This is a genomic window from Sporosarcina jeotgali, assembly GCF_033304595.1.
Classification (GTDB): Bacteria; Bacillota; Bacilli; order Bacillales_A; family Planococcaceae; genus Sporosarcina; species Sporosarcina jeotgali.
In genome coordinates, this window is sequence record NZ_CP116341.1 from 2,037,992 (window position 1) to 2,052,510 (window position 14,519).

Below are 14,519 nucleotides of genomic sequence, written 5' to 3' on the forward strand. Positions count from 1 at the left end.
TGTGTTTCGTCCCCTTCCTTATCGAGTCGTCAATCGTTCAATTCGTTTTTCCTGCTCAGCTTGTAAAAGTCCTTGAACGTAAATGCTCGGTGTGTGGATGAATCCAGGTTCAAGCTGACCAACTTCCACAATTTCTTCTGCTTCTGCAATCGTTACATTCCCTGCAGCAGCCATCATCGGGTTAAAATTCATAGCGGTTTTGTTATAAACCAAGTTCCCGAATGTATCCGCTTTCAGCGCGCGTACAAGTGAAAAGTCCGCAGTTAAAGATTCTTCCAGGACATATTCTTTACCGTTAAATATCCGAATCTCTTTGCCTTCAGCAATTTCAGTCCCTACGCCAGCAGGTGTGAAGAATGCGGGAATGCCTGCACCGCCTGCTCTGATTTTTTCAGCGAGTGTTCCTTGAGGAGTCAATTCTACTTCCAGTTCGCCAGACAGCGCTTGGCGTTCAAATTCTTTGTTTTCACCAACATATGAAGCGATCATTTTCTTAATCTGCTTCTCTTTCAATAGAAGACCCAGTCCCCATTCGTCGATGCCGCAGTTGTTAGAAATAATCGTTAAGTCTTTAACGCCTTTTTCTACTAGCGCTAAAATAAGCTGTTCCGGAATCCCAACAAGACCGAATCCGCCAACCATTAGTGTCATCCCGTCTTGAATGGGTTCGACAGCTTCTTGTGCCGATTTATAAATCGTTTTCATCTGACAGCCCTCCTATGCACATGCAAATATACTTCGATTACCTACCTTTATTTAATCAGACCATTTCGTATTTTGCAATTAAACCAAATAGAAAAACCGAAAAGCATCAACGGCTTTTCGGTTCATATCCACTGCGTTTCAGCGGGACGTCATATAGAAGTGTCGGTATGACTGCTAAACTCATCAGTCCTGTCAAAATCCAAAGCGCAATTTGCACACCATATAAGTCTGCAAGAATACCGCCGGCAATCGGCCCTATCATTTTACCGACAGTTGCCGCAGAATTGACAATCCCCTGATAGAATCCTTCCTTTCCTCTTGGGGCAAGCTGATCTGCAAGCGTCGGGAATGCCGGCCACGCAATCATTTCACCAAACGTTAAAATAATCATCGCAATGATGAATACGTTATAGGTGTTAGCGAAGCTGACAACAAAAAACGATACTAGCAATATAGAAAGTCCTAACAAGATTTGTGTCTTTACTTTGTTTTCCAGACGCGTAATGATTGGTTTAATGAACGGCTGTCCTACTACAATCAGCAAGCCATTAATTGACCATATGAAGCTATACTCCCTTAAAGTAACACCTACAGAAGTAGCATGGGTTGAAATCGTCGTCGCCCATTGTGAATAAACAAGCCAGGTCAGCAAATAACCAATCATGACAATCAATAACGCAATGAATGGCGCCTTTTTCTTGATTCCCGTATTTTCTTTTAAAATCGATGTATGGACTTCTGGAGCTATACTCATCTGTTTATAGAAGAAGAATGCAATAAAGAAGAAGAGTACATAAAATGCCAGGTTCGCAGTAAAAATAAAGTCGATATTAAATGCAGCGACAAATCCGGCAAGCGCAGGTCCGATTGCAACCCCGACGTTTTGTGCCAAGTAAATCGAGTTAAATGACCGTCTCCCGCCTTCAGGCCAAACAGTTCCGACCATCGCATAGAAACTCGGGAAAATAATCCCTCCGCTGAATCCTAATACAGTTAACAAGACAACATACGGTCCCCATGAGTGGTCAATTACCAATCCGATTAAGGCAGCAATCGAAATTAGAATTCCCGCCATAATCGACTTATATCCGCCAATTTTGTCAAAGAAAAAACCGCCAAGTAAATTACCGACGACGCCTGCTCCTGCATTCGCCATCAATACTAAACCCGCAACGGACAAAGACTTCTCTAAATAATCGTGCATATAGATTGTATTTAACGGCCACAAAAACGAGTTGCCGATTACATTCACAAACATTCCGATAATCAAAAGCCAAACTTTTCTAGGCAAAGAAATTTCGCCTCCTATCTTTCAAGCTCAGTATGATTTTATGCCTATCTATGCTAATTGACAAGATGAAAAATGATGTTCAATTATTCAGATGACGATTGTACTTAAAAAGATGGTACACTATCACTTTAAGGAGTGGTTTTAATGGAAGAAAACAACTATCCGTTTCCGTCTGACGGGACACGCTATCATACATGGTCACGTCATTTGAAAGACCGATTCGGTTTTAAAGTATTTAAAGTAGCTCTTGATGCTGGATTCGACTGTCCGAACCGGGATGGCACGGTTGCATTTGGCGGCTGCACGTTTTGCAGTGCTGCCGGTTCTGGCGATTTTGCCGGAGACCGTGTCGATCCAATTGATGTTCAATTTGCGGAAATCCGCGACCGCATGCATAAGAAATGGAAAAGCGGCAAGTATATGGCCTATTTTCAAGCCTATACGAATACACATGCACCTCTTGAGAAGTTAAAAGAGAAATTTGAAGCGGCGCTCGCACAAGAAGGTGTTGTCGCATTGTCCATCGCAACACGTCCGGATTGTCTGCCTGACGATGTTGTCGAATATCTGGCAGAGCTGAATGAGCGCACGTACTTATGGGTTGAACTCGGATTGCAAACAGTTCATGAGAAAACTGCAAAACTTGTCAATCGCGCCCATGACTTCGAACTTTATAAAGAAGGCGTCCAAAAGTTGCGCAATCATAACATCAACGTGTGCACACACATCATCAACGGACTGCCTGGTGAAGATTTGGATATGATGAAAGAAACAGCGAGCGAAGTTGCAAAACTGGATGTACAAGGCATTAAAATTCACTTGCTTCATTTATTGAAAGGCACACCGATGGTCAAGCAATATGAAAAAGGAATGCTTGAATTCCTGGACCAGGAGACTTATGTAAATCTAGTCGTGGATCAGCTGGAAATGCTGCCGCCTGAAATGATTGTCCACCGCATTACTGGTGACGGTCCAATTGACTTGCTCATCGGACCGATGTGGAGTGTCACGAAATGGGATGTATTGAACGATATTACGCGTGAACTGGAACGCCGGGACAGCTGGCAAGGAAAGCATTACAAGAAAGCGGTCGCTCCGCTGTGAAGGGCGGCGGCTTTCGATTGCGGCGAATTTTGCCACACTCCAAACGGCTGCTGACAGAAGTAATATCTGAAGGAGACATTGTGGTAGACGCCACGATGGGCAATGGCAATGATACGGTTTTCCTGGCGCAGGCCGTCGGTTCAACCGGCAAAGTATATGCATTCGATATCCAGCAGCAAGCACTTGAAGCGACCAAAGAGCGTCTTGGCGATCTTTACAGCCGTACCGATTTAATCCTCGACAGCCATTCCTGTATTCGTAAATATGTCCCTGAAGGAATAACAGCGGCGGTGTTCAACTTAGGGTTTTTGCCTAACCAAAACGACCATGCTGTGATTACACATCCAGACACTACTGTACGAGCGCTTCAAGAAACACTTAAGCTGCTTAAACCTGGAGGGATGATAACAATCGCTGTCTACGATGGTCATCCGGGCGGTCCTGAAGAACGCGATGCTGTATTAGGATTTGTTCAGCAATTAAATGCAAAACAGTATCAGGTCGTTCGGCATGAAGTCGTCAACCAGCAAAATCACCCTCCTTTTTTACTGATCATTGAAAAAACAAGCCGTAATGTGTAACTAAAACTCCACGAAAAAGACCATTCAACAGGGAATGGTCTTTTTTGTATATAAGAATCTCATTTTCAGCTATGAAGAACAAGCCGCTTACCCATAAACACTCGAGGACCGGCTTTTCCCAGTAAAATTGTTTTCCAAACCCTGTATAATTTTGCCCGGAATTTCTCTTCGCTTAATGACTTTCTAGATAGGAATCTCTCATGCTTTTCAGCTTAAGTAAATTAAAGATAAGACCATTGACAATCACCCCGGTTTTCCAGCAATGGTTCTTATGTATAATACGGACGCCGTTCCTAATTAACGAATAGCCCGCAATCGCTAAATGCAGGAATTACATGGCTTTAATTTCGCTGATGAATAACAGGAGAAGAACCCCCCCAATAACGACAAAGCCCAGAATGAGCCAAATCAATAAAAGCCAGCTCGCGGTCAAAAATATTTTCTCGAACCATTTGCTATTGATTATCCTCATTTCGTTCCACCGCTCCTCTTTAATAATCCCCCATTGAAGCACACCTTATGGTTGCAAAAAAGCACCTCATAGAGATGCTTTAAAATGGATAGGTTTTAGATACAAGTTAAGTGAGTCCTCTACTTGACGTTCTACTAACTCTATAAAATTTCTATAATTTTGTCCGCTCTTAGGCGAGCACTTCATAATTTGCTAATCAATTTCACCCGAATAAACATTGAAGGAAATCCATCTTTCATACTGTACATATATTTTCATTCAGACGATTTATCTGTTTGTTTTTGCTTTTTTTCCAAGTACGCTGTACGAATCTTTTCAAGTTGCTGCTTTTTATCAAATTTGGCAGGCTTGAGTTTTTCATGATACTTGGACACAGCTTGCATGCCTTTGTAATCTAATTGATATTTTCCCACTTGATTCGCCTCCTTTTCTTATCTTTACATAGAATCTATTTGTCCCTAATGGGCTATTAAAGCAATGCGCCTAATGATGTCACTCTTTAGACACCCCGAACTAAAAGGGGATACCATTCCGATAATGAAGATGCTTATGTCATTCTACCACTTTCCCAAGAAGATAACAGCAATTGTAAAAAATTTACTTCATCTCTGATTTAGCAATACGATCATTGAATTCATTCATAGAAAAAAACGTCCTCCACGTATTCAGCCATCCATAAACATCCATATCAGCGAATCATCGCTATTTTCATTCAGACCACGTATAATATGAAAAACAGAAGAAGAATTCGTTTTTCCTCTAGTTTAAAAAAGAGGTGCTATTACTTGAAACAGTTTGAAACCGCATTACCTGAACACTATGAAACATTAAAAAAACAGGCAAATTATACATCCAGCTGGCGAGATCGTTTAGATGCAGTAGAAAAACTGTCGGCTTATCAGCACGAAAAAGTGATAGATTTATTAAAAAATCGTATGCAACATGATACTGTTTACAAGGTGCAAGCAGCAGCCTATGAAGCTCTGGCAGCGTTTGGCGAGAATGTAGAGAAGCCATCACCTGCACGTTTTGATATCATCAAAAATACAGACAAAATTCTCTTGCGCGTGAAAAAGAGCCTGCCGAAGGATCACACAGCGGCAGACTTTGCGGATAAACTAAAACGCATGCGATTAGATGTCTATGATGCATACGAAGGTGACAAGGGTGAACAATTTATGAACTGGTTAGAGGAACGCTGGGCAAAACTGTAATCACTGGTTTTGCGATTTTTGAAGGAAAGTCAATCTCTCCGCTTATGGAGGGATTGGCTTTTTCTATTCTTACGATACGTTTCACCAAAGCTGCTATTCAACTGTATTCCTCTAATCTTTGTCTTCTATGTACTCTCTAATCTCATCTATCTTTTTGTCCATTTCGTCTAGTTTAGCTTTCGTATGCTTAATAAAATCGGCGACTTTTGAGATTAAGTAAATGATAATAATAAAAATTACGAGATCTACTCCAAAATCAACAGCACTCATTCCTTCTCACACATCCTTTTAAATAAGATTATTCTATGCAACAAGCTGGCTTGATTGCAACAACGTCGTGTTACAAAAATGCCTCCTCAGATAGTTGGATTATTTATTTTTGGCAAGTCCATAAATCTAAATAAGTATCTCTTTATTTGAAGGCCATAGGAATTAAGGTAATGTGGAAGACGACTATTTAATAGTGCTCTATTCTTTACATTAATCTATTTCCCATTTTACATCTATCTTCCCTCTCAAATTATCCCCTGTGAGGACTACTCTATATATTCCTGACTTTTTTGCTTTAAACTGGAATGCAATTGTATCATAGTCTTCGTACGGCTCGTCTAATTCTGTCATTCCCGCCAGCTCCCCGTTATTGTCTAAAATATGATACCCATATCCCCCTCCGTTTTTTTCCTTAAAGGATATATAAGTTGTTACTAGATCTCCTTTTTCTAAAGCAATTGGAATTTCATTTTTCCCATTGAAACGCGTAAACTCTGCGAAAAATGATGATTTTGTCTTTTCTTCCGTCCATCCTTCTTTTATAGTAAAATCCATGGGTCTTATATATAACAATATGGGAATCACTAAAAGAAAGGTCCATGCTAAACGATTTTTCTTCACTAAAAAGTAGTAGCTAAAGGCGTAGATAAACGCACATAATGCTCCGACACTTCCAGCAATCATTGCATAAAAGTTTACGCCCATAAAGGGAATAAATATGATAAATCCCAAAATGCAGTGTAATACGATACTCGTCTTGATTGTGAACTTTTTCCATTTGTAACCAATTAAATCGATTAGCATTGTAGTCATTAGTGCATATACGCAAATCCATCCCCAAAACGTTATATTTGATAAAGACTCTGTAAACTCGTATAAATCAAACCTAGTACTCAAAATGGTATACATACACATAATGAATACTAATAAACCTAGTGCTGCCAGTTTATTTAATATATACACCCATGGATGATTATTTAACTTTCCTCTTAAGTTCATAAGTCCCCCTAAATGAATTCTCAAAAATTATTGTTGGCAATGCGGCTGGATGGAAGCACAAACCAATACCGTTAAAGTACTCGATTTTAGAATATTCTTCTTTTCCATATATTTTTTATGTGGAACTAATGAAACTTGGGACAAGCTAATCCTTATTAGAGAATCGCACCCATATATGGAATAATGTTAAGCACGTTGATTTGCGTTCCAGCCGTACGCTTTCCGGAGGGCGTGGCTTGAGCCGCTTCCTTCGCTTCGCTACGTCCAGGGTCTCAAGCGCACGCTAATCCTCTCGGAGTCGACGGCTTGCACTCCAATCAACTGAGTGAGTACATCAAATTTTATTTTTTAAACGCACCCATTTACGAAACTACCACATTGGTTCATCTTTATTGCTCAATTTAATATTGAATAGAAGAAAGGGAACGAATAATAGACTTAAGTAACCTAATGTAAACCAACGTTGTGAGTCAGCCGATATATATTGTCTTTCACAACAGTTTGGACAGTCTTTTCCCTTTTTTGAAAAACCGAGTTTTAAAGTTTCTTTCAAACTCCATTTGTAATTGCAATTTGTACAGCGTGTCACAAAATCCCCCCCAATCTTGTTTCTAAACAATTTAACATTTTTGGCCCTATTGCGACATAGTGGTGTTAAAGAAAAGCACCCATATCTAGAATAATGTTAAGCACGTTGATTTGCGTTCCAGCCGTACGCTTTCCGGAGGGCGTGGCTTGAGCCGCTTCCTTCGCTTCGCTACGTCCAGGGTCTCAAGCGCACGCTAATCCTCTCGGAGTCGACGGCTTGCACTCCAATCAACTAAGAGTGTATTACCAAAGAATCGCACCCGATTGGGGAATGGACGTAATCGAATGTAGATTCCTGAATAAATGCAATACATGGCAAGAAGATTGAAACGGAATGCTATTCGGCAGGAATTAGCAGGCATGAAATATTATTTAGTCAATCACAACGTTCCCTACATATTGAGCATTTCCTTTATTGGTATCTAGATCAAACACAATTACATATTCACCGGCTTCATTTGGTAAATAGAAGGATTGTATTTCTTCAATTTCCAACTTTGTCTCACTGTTGTTTTGCCAAACTGAAACACTTACTCCATCAGAATCGAAATGGCCCTCTTCAAGGGTATATTCAACTTTCTGTCCGGAATTAAAGTGCATTGGTTCTTGTTTTTTTGCTAACGCTTGAATATCATCGGTTTTTTTATTGTATTGTTCATCCGAATACCACTCGATATTGGTTTCTTCTAATTCTACTTCTTGGTTAATATCATCTGGATTAATTAGAGAAACGGTTGGGGGAGAAAAGTCGTAGTCTTCTCCAAGACAACCAGTTAAAGATAATGTTAATAAAAACACTAAAGATATTTTTAATAACGTTTTCATTGCGCACCTCATTAAGTTTAATTATGTTGCAAAATGGCCCGTTTGAAGTAAAGACTTATGCGACAAATGCCCCCGTTAACGGAATGGACTATCTAAAGCCATGTCCACTACCTTGTGCAGAATCCCTTTTTTTAATTAATAAATCTGAGATCACAAATGATATTGCGGGAACTAATGGCAACAAAATTATCCAACTTCTGAAGCCCAAATAAAGTAAAGGAGCAATAAAAGCGATAGCACCAAAAAATATAGTTAATCTGGACTTTCTCTTTAATCCGAGTAAAAGAAAGATAATAGACATGATAATTATTAATCCCAAGAAGATATTTATCAAAACATTCTCCCCTTTCGCCTCTAAATGGCCCGTTTGAAGAACATCCTATCTACCACAACTGCACCCGATTGTGTATTTTCACAATCATTATTTAAACCATACGTAGTAAAAAGAAAATAGAATTGAAATAAGAAACACTATAAAAATGACTATATTCAAATTTTTACTTCTAACCTTGAAAATATCGTTTTTACCTTTCAATAAAAACTCAGTAGCGTAGAAGAAAATAAGAAATGCCACTGTAAGCAAAAGTAAATTTGAAGTGTTTAAAGTATCAAGTAATGTCAGTATAAATACCAAGATTGGGAATAATAATAACTTTAATATGACATTCACCTTTTCCGTCTTTTAGAATATGGCCTATTGCGGTATGGGCACGATTCTTTATACAGTAATTGCACCCATTAGTTTAAGATCCAATCGTCCAAAGATTCTTTAATAATGTTTTCTGTGGTCGTAAATGGGAGCGTGTGATATTCCCAGTCAAGGAAACCGTTTTTAGACGCTTTCGTTAAAAAAAGCATTTCAAGTTTATTTTCAACAAAGACTTGTGTTAAATAAATGTTGTTTCCGGAGTATTTTGTATAAAAGTAAAGGTCAGTTATATCTAAAATATTTTGTCCTTTTCTATCTCTTTCGGCATTTATCTCACTGACATAGTAATCTTCATTACTCACATTGCTTTCTTGTAATTTTAGGTACACTGTATCTAAATTCACCAGAATTACAACAACCAATATTACAAAAACAAACGATATAATTATCTTTTTCATAACTTCCCCCATAAGACAAATCATCCTCTTCACTCCACTCCCCCCTTAGCAGAAGAAGTTAAGTTCTAATTCCCTTAGCCCAATGGTTCTTCTCCAAATCTTCTCCAGAGAACAGGAAAAAAACTTTCCAAGTCATCTTCTTCCCAATCAAATTCAATATCAGTTTCTGTTGGTAGTCCCTTTTTCTCAAGGGCATCTAATACCTCATTATGGAGATCATCATCCCATTCAATATCACCAGTTTTTATTAGCGTATAGGCATCTAATCCAACTGAAAGTAATTCTTCATTCTGAGGCATGCCTTCAGCATCAAGGTTATTTTCATTTATATATTCTTGTAACCGGGCACAATATTCCAGCTACTGTTTTGCACAATAAACCAGGAGTAAATCTGGGGTAATGCGCTCAGTTTTTCACATTATCTCATAATGTGAATATATATTTTCAAATTAATTCAGCTAGCGATTCGTAAGAAATACCCCTTAGAAAGGGGCATCTACTGGAATATAATCTTCTTTTTGAACGCGTACTTTATAAATCTCGTGTTCATGAAGCGTGAACACAACGTCCCCATTTAAAGTTACCAACCAATCATTATCTTTTTCTAGAAATGCAGTGAAATAATACTGATCAATCTTGACTTCGAATGAATAGCCCTGCTGGATCCAGTAGCGTGTGTGTCCTATCCATAGGCGCCATTCTTCAATAGAGTGATCATAGACCAATATCCCTCGTTTCATGATAAGCTACCATCCTCAATGGCTAACTGAACAACTTCCTCATCAATGACTTCCTTTTTCAATTGGGCTCCAAATAATAAGCTGTTAATGGTTAATGTGTTGATGGCCCTCGGCCATCCTTGTGAACGCAAGGCAATGGCTTCTATCGCATTTTCATTAAAGATTGGCATTTTAGCTCCTGCTAATGTCATGTGATGAGCGATATAGGTAACGACTTCGTCCTTTGAAAGGGCATGAATTTCGTATTTCATAATAAGACGCTGCGCTAGCGGACGATTATGCTGTAATTGTAAGCGCGTTTTTAGGTGAGGTAATCCAGATAAAATTAAGATGAATGGCGTCTTGGAATCCATTTGAAAGTTAAACAGGAGCGCAATATCTTGAAGAAAAGCATCCTTTGCCATATGCATCTCGTCCAGGATGAAAACAGGAGTCATCTTCCTTTCGACAGCCATTCTTTCGATACCTTGTTGGATTTGCCGAAAAAGATCCACCTTCCTAAATTTAGGCTCTTCTCCAAGACCGTAGATGAGACCCCGATAGAAATCCATGACGCCTCCGGTAGACAGGGGGAAATAGACGACATGATACAAGGACGGATTCAGTGATTCTGTGAACATTCTGAGGGTGAATGTCTTGCCAACACCTGGATCGCCTATCAAGAGACCGATTCCTTTTGATTTCTGTAAATACTGTAGTCCTTGTATAGCACCCTGATAATCCTCAGACTGGAAAGCTTCTGACGATCCCAATTCCTTTGAAAATGGAGTGCGTGCTAAGGAGTAAAATGATTTATACATGTGTCTTACCTCCATTCTCTTCTGAATGGATAGCTACAGAGAATGGAGAACGTGTTCTCTTTACGTGTGCGTTGTCATGTACGTTGACCAGGATTGCTTCTCCCACACGTTTATCTTCTTCAAAAATATAAACCCCTTTATCATCGATTCGTATATCAATCGACTCCCCTATGAAGCGATTGGGTACTTCATACAGTTTCTTATTTAGCGTAATTGTGCTGTCTGCTTTTACTTTCCTATGCTCACGTTTCAAGAAAATTGTATCTAGCACATCGATATCCTCAAGGAAGGTTACATGATCAAGCTGAGACTGAAAGACCTCATGAGGGGTTTGTCCTTCAAGGGAAGCATGCACTCTACGGTGATAATCTTCTTCTAGCCATCGCCAGAAGCGCTCATTTAACTCCTCTACAGAATGGACAGGATCTTTTCTTAAAAGCGGATAGAAACGTGTCTGGACGGTTTTGAAAAACCTTTCTATTTTGCCTTTACTTTGAGGATCATAGGGCTGTGTGTGTGCGAGCGTGATGCCTATTTGAGCACAGGCATACTGTAATGTTTCGGAGCGATAAATCTTACCGTTATCTGCGTAAATAATGGTTGGCTTGCCCCGTCTAATTAATGCTTCCTTTGTGACAACACGTAATCCATCAAACTTTTCCGATGTGAAAAACTGCCCGTAGGGCACTAACCTTGAACAATCGTCTATATAGGCGATCAAAAAGGTTTTTACGCTTTTCTCTTTTATCGTTAGGTACGGTCCATGGGATAAGTCTGCCTGCCATAGTACGTTTACTTTGTCGTGGGCAAATCGTTTTCTTTCCTGCGTTACTCCAATATGTTTCCCCACAAGGTTGTGTTTTTTCAATAATCGATTTATAGTAGAGTATGAAACTTCATTTTTGTTGATCTCTCCTTTCTTAATCAGTTGTTCGTAGAAGACGCTGATGGGCATATGGAGGGATTTTTTTCGTTTGTCCAGTAGATGATCCTGTTCATCTGACGAGAGCCTCCTTGATACGCCTCGATCTGCACGCTTCTTTGGTTTTAACGCTTCAAAGCCATTTCTTCGATAGTGAAGTAGCCACTCCTGTACAGTTTTAGCTGCGATTTTACGTTCACCATAATGTGGAACCATATGCATCTTTCCTTCAATCTCATTCAAATACGTCTTTGCCTCAACTTGTTGATTTACTAATGGCGCAATGAGGCCGTAACGAAACAAGGCCACTTCATCTCTTGTTTTTTCATTCATGGAATCTTCCTCCTTTAATTGGAAGGACGACCGGTCATCCATGAGTATTATTCTACATTTATCCCAATTATCCGACTATGAAAAAGGTGTGTGGGATAAATAATCTGTAAATTATCTAGTGGTTTGTGGTAGAATTAATGTGCCATAAAATATTTTGATAAGTGACCCCAGCTCCTTCGTAAGAAGGAGGATTCGCCAAAATCCAGGATCCTTTTCATATATTTTTTGGCTTCTTTTCTTTCATCGCAAGAAATCCCCGAAACACTCCCATTGTCTATGAAATAGCTATGAATCCATTTTAAATTCTTCAAATAACGTTTCAAATGAAAGTGTAGTAATTGCCGATAAGTATTGTTCTTCTTTCCATCAAGAACGCGTTTAATACGGCTAAGAATCGTAAAAAGCGTGTATTGGAAGTATGGGAGAAGAAAGTCAGGCAAGATGGAAAAACTCGTTTGACACATCAAACATTTCATACGACAAATGGGAATTCTAACGGTTAGTTCATCATTCACTCCATTTCTCCAATAGAATCCGTGACGATGGATGTTTCCATGTGATACACAATGACAATGTGGACAGTGATCAAATAGAGGAAATGCGTTGGAAATCCCTCGTTCTTGATATTCTTTTAATCCGATTCCAAAGTTATGAGAAATGATCATAAAAAAACCTCCCGAATTAATATGCAAAAAATTTAGCATATTATCTCAGAAGTGTACAGTGTGCAATCTGGAGGAATTTGAAAAAGGCATAGTCTTTTCTGATGGTTTAAAGTGAGCGTCTACAATATTCTGCTAAATATTCTTGATTTTCCATTACCTTGTTAAATATTTTTTCCCCTTGTCCAATCAACCATCCTCTAAAATAGTCAAAACTATCGTCAGAACAGCCTCCCATCAGAACAAAAGCTGCTCCCCATAAACGAGATTGATAACTAGCGTTCATTAGTTCTTGAAATAAAAATTCAAAGTCTAACACTTCTTCTAATCCTCTTTGAGCAAGTTGCTCTGTTAACCATTCGTCTTGGTCAAATTCCTTTGAGCCTTCTATTAATTCCCAAAATTCCTTCTTGTCCAATAAACTCACCTCATATTTTCCTGATTTAGATATCGAATGTTATTAAATCTGTCCCTTTTCTTGAATAACCTTGTACGATTAACGCCCCTGATGGTTGAATTAGAATATTCTATCCTTCAAGTAATACTTCATAAACAATTTCTTCCTCTTCCCATTCAATAATCAAATTATAGGTATCATCATCATTTGTCTTATATATCTTTGTCCCTACTGGTAATTGAACAGCTGCACCATCTTTAAACAACCATCTATTACTGGTTTGTCTTGTGATTTCGCCGAGTAGTTCACCTTTTATAAGTTCTAATTCTTGAGTCCTTTCTATTTTGGAAGCATTTATATAAACTAGACCGTCATTCCATTGAAAGATATCTGCATCTTCGTTTTCCTTTATTATTTCGTTTGCGGTCGGATTACCTATACTGTTCGAACAAGCTGATAAAATCGAAGTAAGCAATGCCATAATCATAATCACTTTCTTTATAATATCATCCCCTCTCCCTTAGATAATCTGGCTCAATTCAAGCACAATCCTGTTCGGTTAATGCCTTCGATAAAGGAAAATGAAGCAGATTAAGCACTAATTAGTTAAATACTACTCATTTTACTATTGGGGTATTTGCATTGTTTAACCAATCATTGATAAACGGTGATTGATGGGGATTCATATTATTCGGAAGCCCTTCTTTTGAGAAAAAACGTAATTGTTTACTTTCTGCACATGGCTTAAGACTTCCTTCATATTTTTTTGATAGGAATATGATTTGGATGCTATACACCCTGTCGCCATTTGGATAAACTGCAAAACCGTTTTCACCTGAATATATTCCAAACAGAGAGAATTCAGTAATTTCAAGATTTGTTTCCTCAGATACCTCGCGTTTTACAGTCTCTTCAAAGGTTTCACCGATTTCCATGATTCCACCTGGAATACCCCAAATGTCTTGTCCAGTTCGTTCCTGCAATAGAATTCTTCCTTGTGGGTCTACTATAATTGCCCCGCAACCAATTTTTAGCAATGTCTTGTTACCAACCATTTCTCTCATTGTTTTAATATAATCATTCATGAAATTTCACCTCAAATAAAAAATACATTACCTGAAACCAAAACATTTTTAAAAACAATCTTTTTCAATTTGGGCCGATTGGAGAATGGACGCAAGTTCTTGTACCAGAATGGCCACAGATTCGGGAACAGTCCTTCTTCCGTAACCTCCCAGTTTATAAGACAGGCGTTATTGAAATGTATCAGGTTCGTCTATAACGATACTTCCCGATACATTAATCTTATCCCAGATCCACGTCTGATAAATTCGATCGAGTTCAACTCCTAAATCTTCTTCATCCAGACTTTCATCAATCTCTAATTCTTCAAAAGTAAATTTCTCTCTTGCCTCAGTACCTGCGAATGTACGATTGGTAAATGAAAAAGTTACTGATTTAACCAGTTCACTCAACTCCTTCTAATCATTACTATTTTCTGAATCTGGC

The 14,519-nt window shown here is 38.8% G+C and carries 19 protein-coding genes; 3 read left to right on the forward strand and 16 right to left on the reverse strand.

The features are described 5' to 3' along the window. Positions 1-18: 18 nt before the first annotated feature. Together PGH26_RS09990 and PGH26_RS09995 are read right to left on the reverse strand one after the other, a co-directional pair. Entirely contained in the window at positions 19-705 is a 687-nt protein-coding gene (locus PGH26_RS09990) for a CoA transferase subunit A (protein ID WP_323690938.1), read from the reverse strand. 106 nt (positions 706-811) lie between these two features. Then, positions 812-1,996, reverse strand: a complete 1,185-nt coding sequence (locus PGH26_RS09995; protein ID WP_323690939.1) for an MDR family MFS transporter — start codon at positions 1,994-1,996, stop codon at positions 812-814. A 144-nt stretch (positions 1,997-2,140) separates the two neighbouring features. Here PGH26_RS09995 and mnmL point away from each other — a divergent pair, with 144 nt between their 5' ends. Beyond that, on the forward strand, positions 2,141-3,100 hold the full coding sequence (mnmL, locus tag PGH26_RS10000; protein ID WP_025786128.1) for a tRNA modification radical SAM protein MnmL/YtqA: 960 nt from the start codon (positions 2,141-2,143) through the stop codon (positions 3,098-3,100). A gap of 17 nt (positions 3,101-3,117) precedes the next feature. Next, the gene (gene mnmM / locus PGH26_RS10005) at positions 3,118-3,681 is read left to right on the forward strand and encodes a tRNA 5-(aminomethyl)-2-thiouridylate-methyltransferase MnmM (RefSeq protein ID WP_323690940.1); all 564 of its coding nucleotides are present in this window, start codon (positions 3,118-3,120) and stop codon (positions 3,679-3,681) included. A 726-nt stretch (positions 3,682-4,407) separates the two neighbouring features. Here mnmM and PGH26_RS10010 read toward each other — a convergent pair. Continuing rightward, entirely contained in the window at positions 4,408-4,566 is a 159-nt protein-coding gene (locus PGH26_RS10010; RefSeq protein WP_039043911.1) for a hypothetical protein, read from the reverse strand. 372 nt (positions 4,567-4,938) lie between these two features. Here PGH26_RS10010 and PGH26_RS10015 point away from each other — a divergent pair, with 372 nt between their 5' ends. Further along, a complete protein-coding gene (locus PGH26_RS10015; RefSeq protein ID WP_323690941.1) occupies positions 4,939-5,367 on the forward strand; it encodes a HEAT repeat domain-containing protein in 429 nt (142 codons plus the stop codon). Between the two features lie 480 nt (positions 5,368-5,847). Here the strand turns inward: PGH26_RS10015 and PGH26_RS10020 are convergent, their stop codons facing one another. The 13 genes from PGH26_RS10020 to PGH26_RS10080 form a co-directional block, all read right to left on the reverse strand. After that, positions 5,848-6,636 (reverse strand): hypothetical protein, encoded by a 789-nt coding sequence (locus PGH26_RS10020; RefSeq protein WP_323690942.1) that lies wholly within the window; start codon positions 6,634-6,636, stop codon positions 5,848-5,850. A gap of 370 nt (positions 6,637-7,006) precedes the next feature. After that, the gene (locus PGH26_RS10025) at positions 7,007-7,225 is read right to left on the reverse strand and encodes a TIGR04104 family putative zinc finger protein (protein ID WP_323690943.1); all 219 of its coding nucleotides are present in this window, start codon (positions 7,223-7,225) and stop codon (positions 7,007-7,009) included. Between the two features lie 371 nt (positions 7,226-7,596). Next, positions 7,597-8,049, reverse strand: coding sequence for a hypothetical protein (locus PGH26_RS10030; protein ID WP_125102440.1), 453 nt, complete (start codon positions 8,047-8,049; stop codon positions 7,597-7,599). A gap of 738 nt (positions 8,050-8,787) precedes the next feature. Beyond that, positions 8,788-9,189: a hypothetical protein gene (locus PGH26_RS10035; protein ID WP_323690944.1), complete on the reverse strand. Its 402-nt coding sequence runs from the start codon at positions 9,187-9,189 to the stop codon at positions 8,788-8,790. A gap of 41 nt (positions 9,190-9,230) precedes the next feature. Further along, positions 9,231-9,455 (reverse strand): molybdate metabolism regulator, encoded by a 225-nt coding sequence (locus tag PGH26_RS10040; protein ID WP_323690946.1) that lies wholly within the window; start codon positions 9,453-9,455, stop codon positions 9,231-9,233. Between the two features lie 183 nt (positions 9,456-9,638). Continuing rightward, positions 9,639-9,896: a DUF5348 domain-containing protein gene (locus PGH26_RS10045; protein WP_323690947.1), complete on the reverse strand. Its 258-nt coding sequence runs from the start codon at positions 9,894-9,896 to the stop codon at positions 9,639-9,641. After that, on the reverse strand, positions 9,893-10,696 hold the full coding sequence (locus tag PGH26_RS10050; protein ID WP_323690948.1) for an ExeA family protein: 804 nt from the start codon (positions 10,694-10,696) through the stop codon (positions 9,893-9,895). Before PGH26_RS10050 ends, PGH26_RS10045 begins: the two co-directional genes overlap by 4 nt. Further along, entirely contained in the window at positions 10,689-11,951 is a 1,263-nt protein-coding gene (locus PGH26_RS10055; RefSeq protein WP_323690949.1) for a DDE-type integrase/transposase/recombinase, read from the reverse strand. Before PGH26_RS10055 ends, PGH26_RS10050 begins: the two co-directional genes overlap by 8 nt. Positions 11,952-12,085: 134 nt before the next feature. Continuing rightward, positions 12,086-12,616 (reverse strand): DUF6431 domain-containing protein, encoded by a 531-nt coding sequence (locus tag PGH26_RS10060; protein ID WP_323690950.1) that lies wholly within the window; start codon positions 12,614-12,616, stop codon positions 12,086-12,088. A gap of 106 nt (positions 12,617-12,722) precedes the next feature. Beyond that, complete coding sequence (locus tag PGH26_RS10065) at positions 12,723-13,031, reverse strand: DUF4240 domain-containing protein (RefSeq protein WP_323690951.1); 309 nt, start codon at positions 13,029-13,031, stop codon at positions 12,723-12,725. Positions 13,032-13,140: 109 nt separating this feature from the next. Next, positions 13,141-13,491 (reverse strand): hypothetical protein, encoded by a 351-nt coding sequence (locus PGH26_RS10070; RefSeq protein WP_323690952.1) that lies wholly within the window; start codon positions 13,489-13,491, stop codon positions 13,141-13,143. A gap of 136 nt (positions 13,492-13,627) precedes the next feature. Then, on the reverse strand, positions 13,628-14,095 hold the full coding sequence (locus tag PGH26_RS10075; RefSeq protein WP_323690953.1) for an NUDIX hydrolase: 468 nt from the start codon (positions 14,093-14,095) through the stop codon (positions 13,628-13,630). 168 nt (positions 14,096-14,263) lie between these two features. After that, positions 14,264-14,485 carry a hypothetical protein gene (locus PGH26_RS10080; protein ID WP_323690955.1) on the reverse strand — a complete coding sequence of 74 codons (222 nt, stop codon included), beginning with the start codon at positions 14,483-14,485 and terminating at the stop codon, positions 14,264-14,266. Between the last annotated feature and the right edge of the window lie 34 nt (positions 14,486-14,519).

What these genes read in the sequence shown, in the direction of transcription:
- PGH26_RS10050 (WP_323690948.1), bottom strand. Translation starts at nt 10,696, where the DNA reads ATGTATAAATCATTTTACTCCTTAGCACGCACTCCATTTTCAAAGGAA.
- PGH26_RS10040 (WP_323690946.1), bottom strand. Translation starts at nt 9,455, where the DNA reads ATGCCTCAGAATGAAGAATTACTTTCAGTTGGATTAGATGCCTATACG.
- PGH26_RS10030 (WP_125102440.1), bottom strand. Translation starts at nt 8,049, where the DNA reads ATGAAAACGTTATTAAAAATATCTTTAGTGTTTTTATTAACATTATCT.
- PGH26_RS10070 (WP_323690952.1), bottom strand. Translation starts at nt 13,491, where the DNA reads ATGGCATTGCTTACTTCGATTTTATCAGCTTGTTCGAACAGTATAGGT.
- PGH26_RS10045 (WP_323690947.1), bottom strand. Translation starts at nt 9,896, where the DNA reads ATGAAACGAGGGATATTGGTCTATGATCACTCTATTGAAGAATGGCGC.
- PGH26_RS09990 (WP_323690938.1), bottom strand. Translation starts at nt 705, where the DNA reads ATGAAAACGATTTATAAATCGGCACAAGAAGCTGTCGAACCCATTCAA.
- PGH26_RS10060 (WP_323690950.1), bottom strand. Translation starts at nt 12,616, where the DNA reads ATGATCATTTCTCATAACTTTGGAATCGGATTAAAAGAATATCAAGAA.
- PGH26_RS10075 (WP_323690953.1), bottom strand. Translation starts at nt 14,095, where the DNA reads ATGAATGATTATATTAAAACAATGAGAGAAATGGTTGGTAACAAGACA.
- PGH26_RS10020 (WP_323690942.1), bottom strand. Translation starts at nt 6,636, where the DNA reads ATGAACTTAAGAGGAAAGTTAAATAATCATCCATGGGTGTATATATTA.
- mnmL (WP_025786128.1), top strand. Translation starts at nt 2,141, where the DNA reads ATGGAAGAAAACAACTATCCGTTTCCGTCTGACGGGACACGCTATCAT.
- PGH26_RS10055 (WP_323690949.1), bottom strand. Translation starts at nt 11,951, where the DNA reads ATGAATGAAAAAACAAGAGATGAAGTGGCCTTGTTTCGTTACGGCCTC.